General features: G+C 73.1%; 15 protein-coding genes. 6 read left to right on the top strand and 9 right to left on the bottom strand.

The genetic code is table 11. From position 1 onward, the window contains the following. Nucleotides 1-61: 61 nt before the first annotated feature. The gene (locus AB0N81_RS20895; RefSeq protein ID WP_365360338.1) at nt 62-559 is read left to right on the top strand and encodes a methylated-DNA--[protein]-cysteine S-methyltransferase; all 498 of its coding nucleotides are present in this window, start codon (nt 62-64) and stop codon (nt 557-559) included. Then, nucleotides 556-1,278 (top strand): 2OG-Fe(II) oxygenase, encoded by a 723-nt coding sequence (locus tag AB0N81_RS20890; RefSeq protein ID WP_365360336.1) that lies wholly within the window; start codon nt 556-558, stop codon nt 1,276-1,278. Before AB0N81_RS20895 ends, AB0N81_RS20890 begins: the two co-directional genes overlap by 4 nt. A 28-nt stretch (nt 1,279-1,306) precedes the next feature. Here AB0N81_RS20890 and AB0N81_RS20885 read toward each other — a convergent pair whose 3' ends face one another. The 6 genes from AB0N81_RS20885 to lnt form a co-directional block, all read right to left on the bottom strand. Further along, nucleotides 1,307-1,963, bottom strand: a complete 657-nt coding sequence (locus AB0N81_RS20885; protein ID WP_365360334.1) for an alpha-ketoglutarate-dependent dioxygenase AlkB — start codon at nt 1,961-1,963, stop codon at nt 1,307-1,309. Continuing rightward, complete coding sequence (locus AB0N81_RS20880) at nt 1,951-4,305, bottom strand: phosphoketolase family protein (protein ID WP_365360616.1); 2,355 nt, start codon at nt 4,303-4,305, stop codon at nt 1,951-1,953. The genes AB0N81_RS20885 and AB0N81_RS20880 overlap by 13 nt, the downstream gene beginning before the upstream one ends. 158 nt (nt 4,306-4,463) lie before the next feature. Next, nucleotides 4,464-5,333, bottom strand: a complete 870-nt coding sequence (locus AB0N81_RS20875) for a universal stress protein (RefSeq protein ID WP_365360332.1) — start codon at nt 5,331-5,333, stop codon at nt 4,464-4,466. Nucleotides 5,334-5,453: 120 nt separating this feature from the next. After that, a complete protein-coding gene (locus AB0N81_RS20870; RefSeq protein ID WP_365360330.1) occupies nt 5,454-6,623 on the bottom strand; it encodes a methyltransferase in 1,170 nt (389 codons plus the stop codon). Between the two features lie 88 nt (nt 6,624-6,711). Next, nucleotides 6,712-7,194 carry an NUDIX domain-containing protein gene (locus AB0N81_RS20865; RefSeq protein WP_365360328.1) on the bottom strand — a complete coding sequence of 161 codons (483 nt, stop codon included), beginning with the start codon at nt 7,192-7,194 and terminating at the stop codon, nt 6,712-6,714. A gap of 48 nt (nt 7,195-7,242) precedes the next feature. Continuing rightward, nucleotides 7,243-8,856, bottom strand: a complete 1,614-nt coding sequence (gene lnt / locus AB0N81_RS20860) for an apolipoprotein N-acyltransferase (RefSeq protein WP_365360326.1) — start codon at nt 8,854-8,856, stop codon at nt 7,243-7,245. Nucleotides 8,857-9,098: 242 nt separating this feature from the next. On the opposite strand from lnt, the gene AB0N81_RS20855 reads away from it, so the two are divergent. Further along, nucleotides 9,099-10,154 (top strand): hypothetical protein, encoded by a 1,056-nt coding sequence (locus AB0N81_RS20855; protein WP_365360324.1) that lies wholly within the window; start codon nt 9,099-9,101, stop codon nt 10,152-10,154. 49 nt (nt 10,155-10,203) lie between these two features. Here AB0N81_RS20855 and AB0N81_RS20850 read toward each other — a convergent pair whose 3' ends face one another. Next, nucleotides 10,204-10,752 carry a hypothetical protein gene (locus AB0N81_RS20850; RefSeq protein WP_365360322.1) on the bottom strand — a complete coding sequence of 183 codons (549 nt, stop codon included), beginning with the start codon at nt 10,750-10,752 and terminating at the stop codon, nt 10,204-10,206. A gap of 63 nt (nt 10,753-10,815) precedes the next feature. After that, nucleotides 10,816-11,604 (bottom strand): aspartate/glutamate racemase family protein, encoded by a 789-nt coding sequence (locus AB0N81_RS20845; protein WP_365360320.1) that lies wholly within the window; start codon nt 11,602-11,604, stop codon nt 10,816-10,818. A gap of 58 nt (nt 11,605-11,662) precedes the next feature. Between AB0N81_RS20845 and AB0N81_RS20840 the strand changes: the two genes are divergently transcribed. Continuing rightward, a complete protein-coding gene (locus AB0N81_RS20840; RefSeq protein WP_365360318.1) occupies nt 11,663-12,865 on the top strand; it encodes a glycosyltransferase in 1,203 nt (400 codons plus the stop codon). A gap of 4 nt (nt 12,866-12,869) precedes the next feature. On the opposite strand, the gene AB0N81_RS20835 is transcribed toward AB0N81_RS20840, so the two are convergent. After that, nucleotides 12,870-14,168 (bottom strand): TerD family protein, encoded by a 1,299-nt coding sequence (locus AB0N81_RS20835; protein ID WP_365360317.1) that lies wholly within the window; start codon nt 14,166-14,168, stop codon nt 12,870-12,872. Between the two features lie 282 nt (nt 14,169-14,450). On the opposite strand from AB0N81_RS20835, the gene AB0N81_RS20830 reads away from it, so the two are divergent. Beyond that, nucleotides 14,451-14,876, top strand: coding sequence for a DUF6643 family protein (locus AB0N81_RS20830; RefSeq protein ID WP_365360315.1), 426 nt, complete (start codon nt 14,451-14,453; stop codon nt 14,874-14,876). A 266-nt stretch (nt 14,877-15,142) separates the two neighbouring features. After that, a complete protein-coding gene (locus AB0N81_RS20825; RefSeq protein WP_365360313.1) occupies nt 15,143-15,748 on the top strand; it encodes a hypothetical protein in 606 nt (201 codons plus the stop codon). The last annotated feature ends 150 nt before the right edge of the window (nt 15,749-15,898 follow it).

Genomic DNA, 15,898 nt, shown 5'->3' with positions numbered 1-15,898 from the left:
AGCCGCGCCCTCGCGCGAGACGCAGACTGGATGCAGCAACCGAACGCTTGAGGAGAGTCCGATGACCGTCTACACGACGACCGACAGCCCGCTGGGCGAGCTGCTGCTGGTGGGCGAGGCGTCGGCCACCGCCAAGGGCGGCACCGCGCTCGCCTCGCTGTCCGTGCCGGGCCAGAAGGGCGGCGCCGTCATCCGGGACGGCTGGGTCCGCGACGACGCGGCGTTCGACGCGATCACCGCGCAGCTGCGTTCGTACTTCTCCGGGAGCCTGACCCACTTCGACATCGAGTACGCCACCGGGGCCGGCACCGAGTTCCAGCGCAAGGTCTGGACCGCGCTGGACACGGTCCCCTACGGCACCACGACCACGTACGGGCGGCTCGCCGAGCAGCTCGGCCTCTCCCGCGCCGCGGTCCGCGCCCTCGGCACCGCCATCGGCCGCAATCCGCTGCTCGTCGTGCGCCCCTGCCACCGGGTGATCGGCGCCGACGGCTCCCTGACCGGATACGCGGGCGGCCTGGAGCGCAAGCAGCGGCTCCTCGACCTGGAGGCGGCATGACCACCACCGCACGCCCCCTCGCCGCGGCCGTCGACGCGGCGGACTGGGCGGCGATCGCCACGGAGCTCGACACGCACGGCTGCGCGCTCACGCCCCGGCTGATCGACCCGGCGTCGTGCCGCCGCATCGCCGAGCTCTACGACGACGTCACGCTCTTCCGCTCCACCGTCGACATGGCCAGACACCGCTTCGGCTCCGGACAGTACCGCTACTTCACCCATGAACTCCCCCACCCGGTGGCCGAGTTGCGGTCGGCGCTCTACCCGCACCTGCTCGGCGTCGCCCGCGACTGGGCGGACCGTCTGGGCCGCCCGGCGCCCTGGCCCGATTCCCTGGAGGAGTGGCTCGGCCGGTGCCACGCGGCGGGCCAGGCCAAGTCCGCGCAGATCCTGCTGCGCTACGAGGCGGGCGACTGGAACGCCCTCCACCGCGACCTGTTCGGGGACATGGTCTTCCCGCTGCAGGTCGTCATCGGCCTCGACGAACAGGGCGTCGACTACACGGGCGGCGAGTTCCTGCTCGTCGAACAGCGCCCGAGGGCCCAGTCGCGGGGCACGTCGACGGTCCTGAAGCAGGGCCACGGCCTGGTCTTCACGACCCGCGACCGCCCGGTCCGCTCCGCGCGCGGCTGGTCCGCGGGGCCGGTGCGGCACGGGGTGAGCACGGTGCGGTCGGGGCTGCGCAGGTCGCTGGGGCTCGTCTTCCACGACGCGGCGTGAGCCTCACTGGTCCTCGTCGTGCCCCTCATCACTCCTCGGGGAGACCGCTGACCCGCAGCGTGATGTTCAGCCGCCCGGTCAGCCCGAGCTCCGGCGGCGCGGTCCCGGGAAGCACTTTCGGCACCCCGTGGTACGCGAGGCGCGCGGCGCCGCCGAAGACCACCAGGTCGCCGCTGCGCAGCTCGACGTCCGTGTACGGCTTCGTGCGCGTCCGCGTGTTGCCGAAGCGGAAGACGCCCGTGTCGCCGAGGCTCAGTGAGACCACGGGCGCCGCGGACTTCTCGTCGCTGTCGCGGTGCATGCCCATGCGCGCGTCGGCGTCGTAGAAGTTGACGAGGGCGATGTCGTACGCCTCATCGACGTCGTGACCGGCCGCTTCGGCGCCCAGGCGGCCCAGCTCGGCGAGCCACGGCGGCATCGGCTTCACAGGGGCGCCGTCCCCGTCGACCACGGTGCGCGCGTACCCGTACGGATACCAGTGCCGGCCCAGGCAGACCTGCCGCGCCGTCATCGCGCCGCCGCCGGGCGTCCTGACCACCCGCAGCCCGGCGGGCGGCCGGGCCCACTCCCGGCACGCCGCGAGGAGCCGCAGCTGGGCCTCCGGTGCCAGCCAGCCGGGCAGGTGCACCGCCCCCGGGCCGAGGACGGTGCGGGCCCGCGGAAACAGTTCGTTCAGTACGGCCACGTCCAGTCGGCGACCTCGGGCAGGTCCGTGCCGTGTTCGCGGATCCAGGCGTGGTGGCGGGTGCGGGCGTCGGCCATGGCCTGGCGTACCGTCGTCGCGCGCACGGCCAGGCCCGGGACGCGGTCGATGACGTCCATGACGAGGCGGTAGCGGTCGAGGTTGTTGCGGACGACCATGTCGAACGGCGTGGTGGTCGTGCCCGCCTCCATGTAGCCGCGCACGTGGATGTTGTCGTGCCCGGTGCGGCGGTAGGCGAGGCGGTGGATCAGCCACGGGTAGCCGTGGTAGGCGAAGATCACCGGCTTGTCGCGGGTGAACAACGCGTCGAACTCCGAGTCGGCCATGCCGTGCGGGTGCTCCTCGCGGGGCATCAGCCGGGCGATGTCGACGACGTTGACGACTCGCACGGTCAGCTCGGGCAGCTGCTCGCGCAGCAGCGCCGCGGCGGCGATGACCTCCTGGGTGGGCACGTCACCCGCGCAGGCGAGCACCACGTCGGGGTCCCGCGTGCCGTCGTCCGTGCCCGCCCACTCCCAGACACCGGCCCCGCGCGCGCAGTGGGCGCGGGCCTCGTCGAGGGAGAGCCAGTCGAAGCAGGGCTGCTTGCCCGCGACGACGACGTTGACGTAGTCCCTGCTGTGCAGGATGTGCTCGGTCACGGACAGCAGGGTGTTGGCGTCCGGCGGGAGGTAGACGCGTACGACATGGGGGCTCTTGTTGAGCACGTGGTCCACGAAGCCGGGGTCCTGGTGCGAGAAGCCGTTGTGGTCCTGCCGCCACACGTGCGAGGTGAGCAGGTAGTTCAGGGACGGCACGGGGGCCCGCCACGGCAGTGCGCGGGAGGTCTTCAGCCACTTGATGTGCTGGTTGACCATCGAGTCGACGATGTGGACGAACGCTTCGTAACAGGAGAACAGGCCGTGACGGCCGGTCAGGGTGTAACCCTCCAGCCAGCCCTGGCAGAGATGTTCGGAGAGGACCTCCATGACACGTCCGTCGCGGGAGAGGTGCTCGTCCGTGTCGAGGATGCGGTCCTGCCAGGCCTTGCCCGTGGCGTCGTAGAGCGCGCCGAGCCGGTTGGACTCGGTCTCGTCCGGGCCCACGACGCGGAAGTCGCGGCGCCCGGCGGTGTCGGCCATGACCTGCGCGAGCAGCTTGCCGGTGACCTTGGTCGGCTCGTGCAGGACCGTGCCCGGCTTGTCGACGGGGACGGCGAACCTCTCCAGCGGCGGGACGGGCAGCCGCCGGGTGAGCCGGCCGCCGTTGGCGTAAGGAGTGGCGCCGAGCCGGCGCTCGCCCCCGGGTACGCAGGCCAGGACCTGCTCGGTGGGCCTGCCGTCCCCGTCGAAGAGCTCCTTCGGGCGGTACGAGTGCAGCCACTCCTCCAACTGCCGCAGGTGGTCGGGGTTCTCGCGGACTCCGGAGAGCGGCACCTGATGTGCGCGCCAGGTGTTCTCGACGGGATCGCCGTCGACGGACACCGGGCCGGTCCAGCCCTTGGGCGTGCGCAGCACGATCATCGGCCAGCGGGCACGGTCCGGGGCGACCGCGCCGTTCCGGGCGGCCTGCTGGACGGCGGCGATGCGGTCGAGCGCCTGGTCCATGGCCTCGGCCATCGCCTGGTGGACCTCGCTCGGATCGTCGCCCGCTACGTAGAGGGGCTCGTGGCCGTAGCCCTTGAGGAGCGCGTCGAGCTCGTCCTCGGGGAGGCGGGCGAGGACGGTCGGGTTGGCGATCTTGTAGCCGTTGAGGTGGAGGATCGGCAGGACCGCACCGTCGTGGACAGGGTCGAGGAACTTGTTGCAGTGCCAGGAGGCGGCCAGCGGTCCGGTCTCCGCCTCGCCGTCCCCGATCACACAGGCGACGAGCAGGTCCGGGTTGTCCAGGGCGGCTCCGTAGGCGTGCGCGAGGGAGTAGCCCAGCTCGCCGCCCTCGTGGATCGAACCGGGCGTCTCGGGCGCCACATGGCTCGGCACACCGCCGGGGAACGAGAACTGCCGGAACAGCTTCGCCATGCCCTCGGCGTCCCGCGTGACATCGGGGTAGATCTCGCTGTACGAACCTTCGAGCCAGGAGTTGGCGAGCACGGCGGGACCGCCGTGGCCGGGCCCCCACACGCACAGGGCGTCGAGGCCGCGCCCCTGGATGACGCGGTTGAGGTGGGTGTGGACGAAGTTGAGGCCGGGTGACGTGCCCCAGTGGCCGAGCAGGCGCGGCTTGATGTGCTCGGGCCGCAGCGGCTCGGTCAGCAGGGGGTTGCTCATCAGGTAGATCTGGCCGACGGCCAGGTAGTTGGCGGCGCGCCAGTGGGCGTCCAGTGCTGCCAGGTCGTCCTTCGCCAGGGGTGCCACAGGGTCCTCCTCGCAGGTTCGGGGGCGTACGGCGGAGTCGGGGGTGCCGCGCGGGTTCCACGGGAGCGGCGGGTCAGTCGTGCGGGACGCTGTGATCGGTTCGTACGGCGCGCCTGACGTACGGAACGGCTGACTCCACGTCCAGCAGATCAGCCGTACGGGACGACCGCCACCGGGCACGCCGCATGGTGGAGCACCGCGTGGCTGACCGGCCCGAGCTGCATGCCGAGCTGCCCTTCGCGGCGGTGGGCGCCGACCACCAGGAGGTCGGAGGTGCGGGCGGCGTCGAGCAGCGCGGCGCGGGCGTGCCCCTCCGGCGCCTCGCGGCGCACCACGAGGGCGTCGTGGGCCCGCAGCGGTTCGCGCAGCGCCTCGTCGAGCTCCTCCAGGGCCCGCCGCTGGTGCGGGTCGGTGAGCTCGGCGGTCCGGGGCCGGGCGGGGGTCTCGTGCGCCGGGCAGCGCCAGGCGTGCACGGCGCGCAGGGTGGCGCCGCGCCGCGCCGCCACGTCGCACGCGAAGGCCACGGCGGCCGCCGACTCGCCGGGCTCGCCCACGCCGACGGTGATCTGTCCGGCAGCCGGGGCGCGGTCGCCCTCGGTGTCGCGCACGACGACGACGGGCGACGCGGCGCGGGCGGCGACCGACAGGCTCACCGAGCCGAGCAGCAGCCCGGTGAGCCGACCCCTGCCCCGGCTGCCGACGACGACCACCCACGCTCCGCCGCTCGCCCGGATCAGCGCGGCGGCGGGGTCCTCGGGCTGGACGGTGCCGCGCACGTCGACGGCCGGGGCGCGGCGGCGGGCGTGCTCCACGGCCCGGTCGACGATGTGGTCCGCCGAGGCCTGGACGGAGTCGCCGCCGATGCCGAACGACGGCTCGTGCCCCTCGTACCACTCCCAGCTCGACGCGTACACGACGCGCAGCGGTGTTCCCCGCCGCTCGGCCTCGTCGACGGCCCAGTCCAGCGCCCGCAGACTGGCCGGTGAACCGTCGACACCCACGATCAGGGGCAGTTCCACGGTCGATCGTCTCCCTCAGCCGCCCCGGGCCGCCGCTCGGCCCGGCCGTCGCCCTCCGACGGTGTCACCGCGCGCGCCATCGCGGGAGTGCCGAACAGGCCCGGTGTCAGCGGTCGTCCGTCACCGCTTGCCCTTGACCGCCCGCAGCAGCACGAACTTGGGGTCGCTCGCCACGACCTCCGCATTGCCGAAGAGTTTGCGGAGCCGCACGTGGTAACCGAGGTGACGGTTGCCGATGACCCACAGCTCGCCGCCGGGGCGCAGCGCGGCGCGGGCGCCGGTGAACATGCGGCGGGCGGTGGCGTCGGTCGTGGCCTGGTGGCTGTGGAAGGGCGGGTTGTTCAGGACGAGGTCGACGGTTCCCGGCGGCACGGCGGCGAGGGCGTCGCCGGCCACGAAGTGCGCTTCGGCGTCCTCCGCCGCGTTGGCGCGGAAGGTGGCCTCGGCGGAGGCGACGGCCTGGAACGACTCGTCGATGAAGGTGACCGTGGCGTCGGGGTCGGCGACGGAGGCGGCGGTGCCGAGCACTCCATTGCCGCAGCCCAGGTCGACTACGTGGGCGCCGCCTCGGGCGCGCGGCAGGTGCTTGAGGAAGAAGCGGGTGCCGATGTCGAGCCGGTCGGCGCAGAAGATGCCCGCGTGGTTGACGGCGGTCAGGCCCGCACCCGCTCCGGAGTCGGCGGGCAGTACGTAACTGCGGGGCCAGGGGCCGGCCTCGGGCGCGCGCGCCGGGTCGGGGGTGCTGAAGACGAGCCGTGCCTTCTGCCGGGCCAGCGACGTCCTGGTCGGGCCGATGATCCGCTCGAAGAGGTCCAGCGTCGACGTGTGGATCTCGGTGACCATGCCGGTGCCGACGACGACCGTGCCTTCGTGCACGGCGGGCGCGAGCCGGTGCAGCTGATCCTCCAGGAGCGCGAGGCTCTTCGGTACGCGCACGACGAGCACGTCGACGCGTGCGGGCGGCGTGTCCCTGGTCGTCAGGAGCCGTGCCGCGTCCGGCGCGTGGCCCGCCCGCGCCAGGTTGGCGCGGGTCGCCTCCTGCGCCAGGAAGGAGTCGGTGATCTGCACCGGCACGCGCGCGTGCCCCGCGAGGACGGTGGTCAGCGCGCCCCACCGGTCACCGACGACGGCCACGGTCCCGGAGAGGTCGACGGCCTGCGTCCCCTCCTCGCCGGCCAGGTGCCGCAGCAGATAGGCGTCGGCCGCCGACCAGGCGCGCAGCTGGTCGCGGGGGTCCTCCGGGAAGCGGGTGAGGTCGTACGCGCCCCATGACGTGCTCAAACGGTTCATCGTGCCCTCAGGCTAACGGAGAGCCGACGACGGCCCCGGTGCGGCCCGCGAACCGCACCGGGCACTCCCCGTCCGCGGGCTCAGCGGCTCACTGTGCCGCCTCGGGCTGTTCGAACCAGGTGGGTCCGTCCGCCAGCGCGTGCTTGATCCGGGTGAGCGAGAACTCGTGCAGTGCGGGCAGCGCGTCCACGTCGAACCACGCCACTTCCAGCGACTCGTCGTCGTTGACCCGTGCCTCGCCGCCGACGGCACGGCAGCGCAGGGTGATGTCCATGTACTGGCAGACGTCGCCGTTGTCGTAGGTGACCGGTTCGAGGGCCTGCACCAGGACCACACGCTCGGGCACGCAATGCACCGCCGTCTCCTCGTACACCTCGCGCACCGCGCACTGCGCGGGCTGCTCACCCGGGTCCGGGATGCCGCCGATCACCGACCACCTGCCGTTGTCGGAGCGCCGCCCGAGCAACACCCTGCCCTCGTCGTCGAAGACGATGGCGGTGACCCCGGGGAGCCACAGCAGCTGCTGTCCCGCGGCGGCCCGGACCGTACGGATGAAATCAGGAATAGCCATGGTCCGACCCTAACGGCGCTGGACCACCGCCCCTGCCGCTACCGGGAGTTACTTCGCTGTGGTCCGCCGGGCCCGCGCCACCGACGTGACGGCCCAGCCGAGGCCGCCCGCGGCGATCAGCACCAGGACGCCCTCGGGGAGCACGCCGAGGCGGGTGGCGGGGGTCCGGGACGAACGCAGCGGCACCTCCTCGACGAGCGAGTCGGCGGTGTACCACGTCGTCTTCGCCCTGACGTCGCCGTCCGGCATGATCACCGCGCTGACGCCGCTGGTCACCGGGACCGTGACGGCGCGGCTGTGCTCGACCGCGCGGATCCGGGACATCGCGAGCTGCTGGTGGGTCATCTCGCTGCGGTCGAAGGTGGCGTTGTTGCTGGGCACCGAGATGATCTGCGCGCCGTGGGTGACGGTGTCGCGCACCGCCCAGTCGAACGCGGCCTCGTAACAGGTCGCGATGCCCACCTTGGTGCCGGCCATGGTGAAGACGCCGGGCCGCGTGCCGCGGCTGAAGTCCTGGCGCACCATGTCGACGTCGCTGCTGAACGTGCTGATGAGGGAGCGCAGCGGGATGTACTCGCCGAAGGGCTGGATCTGCCGCTTGTCGTAGGTGTCCGTGGGCCCTTTCGCCGGGTCCCAGAGGATCTGCTCGTTGTAGAGCTTGCCGTCCTTCTTCTCGACGACGCCTCCGACGGAGACGGGCACCCCGATGGCCTTGACGGCGCCCTCGATCGCGAGGCGCGCGTCGGGGTTGGTGAACGGGTCGATGTCGGAGGAGTTCTCCGGCCACAGAACGAGGTCGGGACGCTTCACCTTGCCGGCCTTCACCTCGGCGGCGAGGCGTTCGGTCTCGCGCACGTGGTGGTCGAGGACGGCGCGGCGCTGCGCGTTGAAGCCGAGTCCCGCGCGCGGGACGTTGCCCTGGATCGCGGCGACGGTCGCGGTGCCGTCCTGTGCCTCGGCGCTGACCAGCGGACGCGCGGCGAAGGCACCGGCGACGGGGAGGAGCACGCTGAGCACCGCCACGGCCGCCGCACCGCGGCGCACGACACGCGTGTCGCGTACGTCGATGACCTGGCGCACGATCTCGTGGAGCCCGAAGCCGCACAGGACGACCGCGAACCCGAGCACGGGGGTACCGCCGAGCGCGGCGAGCGGCAGGAAGACACCGTCCGCCTGCCCGAAGGCGATCTTGCCCCAGGGGAATCCGTTGAACGGCACGCGCGCGCGTGCCGCCTCCCCCGCGATCCACAGGGCCGCGGCCCACAGCGGATAGGCGGGCAGCCGTGAGACGGCCGCGATGCCCGCCCCGACGAGGGCGACGAAGACGGCCTCCACCGCGGCGAGCGCGAGCCACGGGCCCGGACCGACCTCGACACCGGTCCACACGAGGAGCGGCAGCAGGAAGCCGAGGCCGAAGAGGTAGCCGAGGCCGAGCCCCGCCTTCCAGGTGCGGCCGTGCAGGCACCAGGCGAAGGCGCCGAAGGCCGGGAGCGCCAGCCACCACAGCGTGCGGGGCGGGAAACTGACGTAGAGCAGCACTCCGGAGAGGGCCGCCACGGCGGCGGGTACGAGCCGTCGCAGGACACGCACGGCACGGGTGGCCTGCGGAGACTGCGGATCGAGCTGGTCCGGCTCGTCTACGGGAGTGGTGGTGGCGGTCACCCGGGGAGTGTACGGCGCGTCACCAGAGCACCGACAGCTCGGCCCGCGGGGGCCGCGGGGGCCCTGCCGGACGCCGTTCGCCGTTCGCCGTTCGCCGTTCGCCGTATCGTTCCTGCACAACCGGTCCCGCGGCGGGGCGCCAGCCGTTAGCGTGTGGCCGAGTCCCCCGCGCCCGACCGGTTCGCGCCACCGTGAACCCGTCCGCGCCGACGGGGGCCCGTCATACACCGGGGGGCGACGGGGTGGGGTCTACGGGTACGGCCGCGTCGGCCGGTCCGACAGCGGCGCACGACCGGCCGAGCGCGTCCGACGCGACGGGCGGGGCGCTGCTCGGGGCGTGTGCCGCCTGGGCACTGATCACTGCCGGTGTGCACGGCGGAAGCCCCGAGGGTGTGCTCCTCGCGGTCCTCGCCGTGGCCGCCGGTTACGCGGGCGGGCGGATCTCCGGGGCGCTGCTGCCCGTCGCCGCGCCCTGCGCGGGCGCGCTCGCCGGGCTCGGCCTCGCCGTGGCGGCGCCGCGTCTCACGCTCAGTCCCGCGTCTCCGCTGGGCCACGCGGGCGCCACGGCCGCCCTGCTGATCCTGTCGGCCGGCGCGGCCTGCTGCGCCGCGTGGGCGGCCCGGACCCCGGCGGCGCGCCTCGCGCTGCGGCTGCTCGCCGCGGGGATCGCCGGAACGGCGGCGGTGCTCGGCTCACCGGTCGGCTGCGCGGGTTCGGCGGTGGTGCTGCTCTGTTCGCTCGCGGTGGCCCGGCTGCGCGTCAGGGCGCTGGGGCTCGCCGGGCTCGCGGCCGCGTCGGTGCTGGTCACCGGTGTCTCGCTGGCGGTGGCCGACGATGCGCTGCCGGAGGGTCTGACGGCTCCCCTGGAGGGCGGGCTCGGTCGGCACCGCGTGCTGCTGTGGCAGGACGCGCTGGGCCTCGCGGAGCGGGAGCCCGCCATGGGGGTGGGCCCCGGCCGGTTCGGCGAGGTGAGCCCGGTGGCCACCGAGGACCTCCTGACGGACGGGAAGCCGCATTCGGCGACGCTGCAGCAGGCGTCGGAGCAGGGCGTGGTCGGGGTGGCGCTGCTGGCGGCGGTGTTCTGCTGGCTGCTGTACGCGCTGTGGCGCTCCCCCGGCTCCACGCAGGTCGTGCTGTCGGCGGGCGCGGCCCTGACGGCGCTCGCGGCCGTGGCGGCGGTGGGCAACGCGCTCAGTGTGACGACGGTGACGACAGGTGCGGGTCTGCTCGCGGGGATCGCGACGGCACGGCCCTTGAACGAAGGGACACCGGACGAGGCGGCGCCACCTGCTCGGTGACTTGCGGGTTGCGCGGCGCCACCCGCTCGGTGACTTGCGGGTTGTCGGGTCAGCCCGCGTTGCCCATGCGGCCGAGCCGGGCCCTGATGGCGCGTACCGCCGCTTCGGCGTTGTCGACCGTCACCGTGAACTTGTGGCCGTCGCCGAGGCTGACCACGAGGCCCTCGCCGCGCCGGACGACGACGGCGGTGCCCTTCTCGGGCCGCCAGCGGTACCCCCAGCCGCCCCACTGCCGGGGCGTCACTGCGGGCGCGAAGTCGGCGCCGACGACCTGGGAGAGCGGGATGAGGCGGCGCGGCAGTCCCAGATGGCCACAGCGCACCTCTAGGTAGTCCTTGTCGACCTTCACGGCCACGTGGACGAAGGCGAGCGTCCCGAAGAGCATCAGGAGTCCGACCGCGATGCAGCCCACGACGGACATGACCAGGGGTGCGATGCCCGAGGTCCACATGGAGTCGACCGCGAGCTCGATGCCGAGCGCCAGGCAGGCGGCGCCCGCGCAGGCCAGCAGCCATTGGGCGCGGTTGGTCGCGCGTCCGGTCCAGACCTCGTGCGGGTTGTCGGATGCGGCCCGCTCTTCGGGGGCTTTGTCCTTCATGTCATCGAGACTACTCAGATTCCGCGGTGAAGCCACCGCGTGGCGGAGAGTAACCGCGCTGCTTCAAAGAGCCGGGCTGGTCTCCGCGAGCATGCGCCCTTCCGCGTACGTGAGCGCCGTCCGAGGCAGCTGCTCCTCGCGGCCGCTGAGCAGGACGGTGAGGCCGGGTGCCGCGGCCGCGGGGTCGGCTCCGGGGCGTGCGCCGGTCCTGCGCAGCGCCTGGGCGGCCACCGCACCCGCCGAACCGTGCAGGACCAGGGGCGGCAGTCCGGGCTGCTGGACGGCGGCACGAATACGCTCGGCGACCAGCTCGTAATGGGTGCAGCCCAGGACGACGGCCCTTACATCGCGCGGGGTGAGGGCCGCGGCGGCGGCGATCGTCTCGTCGATGGCCCGCTCGTCCGCGTACTGCACGGCGTCGGCGAGGCCGGGACAGGGCACCTCGGTGACCTCGATGCCGCGTGCGAATTCGCCGATGAGCCCTCGCTGGTACGGGCTGCCCGTCGTGGCGGGCGTGGCCCAGATCGCGACGGGTCCGCCGCCCGCGGCGGCCGGCTTGATCGCCGGCACGGTCCCGATCACCGGGATGTCTGGCTCCAGGCGGGCCCGCAGGGTGGGCAGCGCGTGCACGGAAGCGGTGTTGCAGGCCACGATCAGGGCGTCCGGCCGGTGTGCGGCGGCGGCCTCGGCGACGGCGACGGCTCGCCCGGTGAGGTCCTCCGTGGTACGCGGTCCCCAGGGCATTCCGTCCGGGTCCGAGGAGAGAACGAGATCGGCGTCGGGTCGCAGGCGACGCACCGCGGCCGCCGCGGCGAGCAGTCCGATTCCGGAGTCCATGAGCGCGATCTTCACCCGGTCACCATAGTCGATGAGCCCCACAGGCCCCTTCCTGTGGGGCAGACTTCGTCGGATGAGCGCCGTTGCGTGGACCGCCGCCGGATCGCTTGCGGCGTGGCTGTGGCTTCTGTTGGGGCAGGGCTTCTTCTGGCGTACGGACGTGCGGCTGCCACCGCGCCGGGACCCCGCCGAGTGGCCGTCGGTCTGTGTCGTCGTCCCCGCGCGGGACGAGGCGGCCGTTCTTCCGGAGAGCCTGCCCTCGCTGCTCGCGCAGGACTATCCGGGGCGGGCCGAGGTCTTCCTCGTCGACGACGGCAGTTCGGACGGCACGGGCGAGCTGGCCCGCACACTGTCCGAGCGCCACGGCGGCCTGCCGCTGACCGTCGGCTCCCCCGGCGAGCCGCCCGCGGGCTGGACGGGCAAGCTCTGGGCGGTACGTCACGGCATCGGCCTCGCACGCGCGCGTGACCCCGAGTATCTCCTGCTGACCGACGCGGACATCGCCCACGAGCCGGACAGCCTGCGCCAGTTGGTGGCCGCCGCGGGCAGCGGAGGCTTCGACCTCGTCTCCCAGATGGCCCGGCTGCGGGTGGAGAGCCTGTGGGAGCGTCTGGTGGTCCCGGCCTTCGTCTACTTCTTCGCGCAGCTCTATCCGTTCCGGTGGATCGCCGGGAAGGGGTCGCGGACGGCCGCCGCGGCGGGCGGCTGTGTCCTGCTGCGCACGGACGCCGCCGAACGCGCCCGCATCCCCGATGCCATCCGGCAGGCCGTGATCGACGACGTGGCGCTCGCGCGGGCGGTGAAGCGCTCGGGCGGTCACATCTGGCTCGGGCTCGCCGAGCGGGTCGACAGCGTGCGTCCGTACCCACGCCTCGCCGATCTGTGGCGCATGGTGTCGCGCAGCGCGTACGCGCAGCTGCGGCACAGCCTCCCGCTGCTGGTGGGGACGGTCGCCGGTCTCGCGGTGGTGTATCTGGCGCCGCCGGTGGCGCTGTGCGCGGGCCTCGCCACGGGGAACGCGCCCGCGGCGGTGGCGGGTGGTCTCGCGTGGCTGACGATGACGGTCACGTACCTGCCGATGCTGCGCTACTACCGTCAGCCGCTGCCGCTCGCCCTGCTGCTGCCGGTCACCGCGTTCCTGTACCTCCTGATGACCGTGGACTCCGCGGTGCAGCACTACAGGGGACGCGGTGCGGCGTGGAAGGGCCGTACGTACGCGCGCCCCGACACCGCCGCTCCGGGCCCGGCCCCGGGCCCTGCCCCCGAGCAGCGCTGACGCGTCACTTCCTGCCGGGCGTCCAGTTCATGCCCCACCCGTAGGTCTGGTCCATGGTGCGCTGCGGGCTCACGCCGCGCTCCGGCACCAGGTAGCGGGCCTCCCGCTGGACGACGAGGTCGCCGCCGTTGTTGGTGAGCAGGGCCAGCGCGCACACGGTCGAAGGGACCGTGCACTCGTCGAGCGAGAAGTCGACCGGGGCGCCGTGCTGCGGCTGGAGGGTGACCGTGGCGTTGAGGTCGGCGAAGCTCCGCGCCCCTGCGTAGATGGTCACGAAGATGACGATGCGCCGGAAGTCGCTGATGTGGTCGAGGTTGATGGTGAGGTTCTCGCCGGTGGCGACGGCGCCGGTGCGGTCGTCGCCGTCCAGCAGGATGTACGGGGGCTGGTTCAGCGCTCCGAAGGCGTTGCCGAGCGCCTGGACGACTCCCTTGCGGCCGTCGGCGAGTTCGTAGAGGGCGCACAGGTCGAGGTCGAGGTCGGCGTGCATGGCGACGGCCCGGCCGAGCTTGGCGCCCCAGCCCTTGAACTGCTTGCGCACCTCCCAGTTGAGGTTCACGCGCATGCCGCCCGAGGTGCCGCCCTGCTTCGTCAGGGAGACAGAGGGCGCCTCCTTCGTCAGGGTGACCTTGGTCAGACGTACGGGAGCGGCGGCGGCCGGGGCGGGAGCGACTGGCGGGGCTGCGGGGGCGGGAGAGGCCACGGGGGCGGGAGAAGGGGTGGGTGCCGGAGCGGCCGCGGGAGCGGGAGACGTGGGCGTGGGCGTCGCCTGCTGGGGCTCGTCCACCGTGATGCCGTAGTCCTTCGCGAGTCCTTCGAGACCGCTGCCGTACCCCTGCCCGACGGCGCGGAACTTCCACGCGCCCTGGCGCCGGTAGAGCTCACCGAGGACGAAGGCGGTCTCCACGGTCGCGTCCGCGCTGTCGTAGCGCGCGAGTTCGGCACCGCTCGACGCGTCCAGGACGCGGATGCGCAGACCGGGAACCTGTCCGAACGTGCCGCCGTCGGCCGACGCGGCGAGCACCACGGTCTCGATATCGGGCTCCACGCGCGCGAGATCGACCGTCAGCGCGTCGCTCACGCCGTCGCCGGAGCGCTGCTTGCCCTCATGGCGCACGGCTCCGGAGGAGTGCTCCGGCTGGTTGTAAAAGACGAAGTCGGCGTCCGAGCGCACCTTTCCGGAAGGCGACAACAACAGCGCGGACGCGTCGGCGTCCGGCACTCCGGGCCCGGAACCCCACCCGAATTCGACCCGTACCGCAGGTGCCGGTACGGGAACATTCGATCCTTTAGGCATTGTCATGTCCGCCCCCATCGCAAGTCGCCGTCCGGCAGGGCCGCCGTTTCCGTTCACGGCCAACCTATTACCCGGACCCCGCGGAGGCCCACGACCGCGCCCCACGGGCCCCTGCGGCCAACCCCGGGTAACCCGTCGGGAGCTCGGCCTTTACACGATCCGTACGTCGTTCGGCGACCGATTTTCCCAAGTTCGCTCGCATTGGGGATCCACAGCCACGGGAGACACGTAAAACAACCCTCTTATCGGTCTCCCCAACCAGCACATCTAGGGCTTAACTTATGGAGTATGACCTCCCCCCGCTCCACCTATGGCGGCGGTTACTACTCCGCGCCGTCCTTCCCGGACACTCCGATCTACGACTCCCTCGTCGCAGAGCGGGGCACTCCTCAGATCGCCCCGATCCGGGTCCCTTCCGCGTACGACACGGGCAGTCACCTGCCCGCGCTACCGGCCGCGCTGCCCGCGCTGCCGGCCGCCCCTTCCCACCCCAACCCGGCGTACGGCTACACGCAGGCCCCGCAGCCCGCACCGCTGCAGCAGGCGCCGGCGCCGTACATCCCGCAGCAGGCCGCGGCCCCGCGCGGGTACCCGGGCGCCCAGCCCCAGCGGCCGGCTCCCGGTACGGGGTACGAGGCGATGCGCCCGGCGGCGCCCCGCCCGGCCCCCGCGACGTACGAGGATCCGTACAACCGCCCCTACCGCGGGTACTGATCGTCGGCGGCCCCTCGTTCACCCGCTCCGGGCGGCCGCAGCCACGCAGGGCGTCGATCGCCGCCGAGCAACAGCCCGGCGGCGACTTTCGTGTGCCCGCGCCCGAGTGGGGAACTCGATGCCACGGCACGGACGTTGGGCATCGTGGACGTGAAGCGCAGCGGAGGCGGGCGACTTCGGAGGGTGATGTCCCTCTCTCTTCTCGCCACCCTCGTGCGGACCGTGCCGTTCCTCGTTAAGACGGACGCGGAAGGGGGTGCAGGGCAGTGCGGGCAATCGTCGGCCTCTGGCGGTGGCGGCGCAATCCACTGTGCCGCGGCACCGACCTCGCCGAGGCCTGGATGGCACTGGCCGCCCTGGTGCTGATCACCGTCGCGGCCCCGGTCGTCGGCGTGTTCACCACGAGTCTTTCGCGGGACGCCCTCCTCGCCTCGGTGCACCAGCAGCGGGAGGACCGCCACGCGATCACCGGCACCGTGCTGCGGAAGGTCGCCTCGCCCCCGATCGACCCCGATCCGGAGACCTCCTCGGCACGCGACGCGCACAGCCGCGTCCTCGCGCGCTGGCAGGCGCCCGACCGCACCGATCACTACGGCGTGGTGCTGTCCGACCTCGAGACCCCGCGCCCCGGTGACCACTTCAGGCTGTGGACCGACGAGCACGGCAAGGTCGTCGGCCGCCCGCTGGACGGCGCGACCGCGACGACGCACGCGGTCCTCGCCGGTTTCGGGGCGGCCACGGCGGCCGTCGGGCTCATCGAGGGCACTCGCAGGCTGCTCCTCTGGCGCATCGTGCGGGCGCGCCATGCCCGGCTGGACCGGGCGTGGGAGAAGGCGGGTCCTGACTGGGGCCGCACCGGCACGGGCTCCTGACCCGTCGGCCCGGCCATCAGGTCAACTCCGCCCGCTCGCGCGCGCTACGGTGGACCGGCCGAACTCCTCGGCCCCTTGCGCGCTGTCATGACATGCAGTGATACGGCACACCGCCGCAAGGTCCCGCGTACGAACAAGGTGGGGGCAGAG

The sequence above is a fragment of the Streptomyces sp. NPDC093510 genome (assembly GCF_040683555.1).
GTDB lineage: Bacteria > Actinomycetota > Actinomycetes > Streptomycetales > Streptomycetaceae > Streptomyces.
The sequence above is the reverse complement of the archived record's forward strand: the minus strand, read 5'-3'. Positions and strand labels throughout refer to the sequence as shown.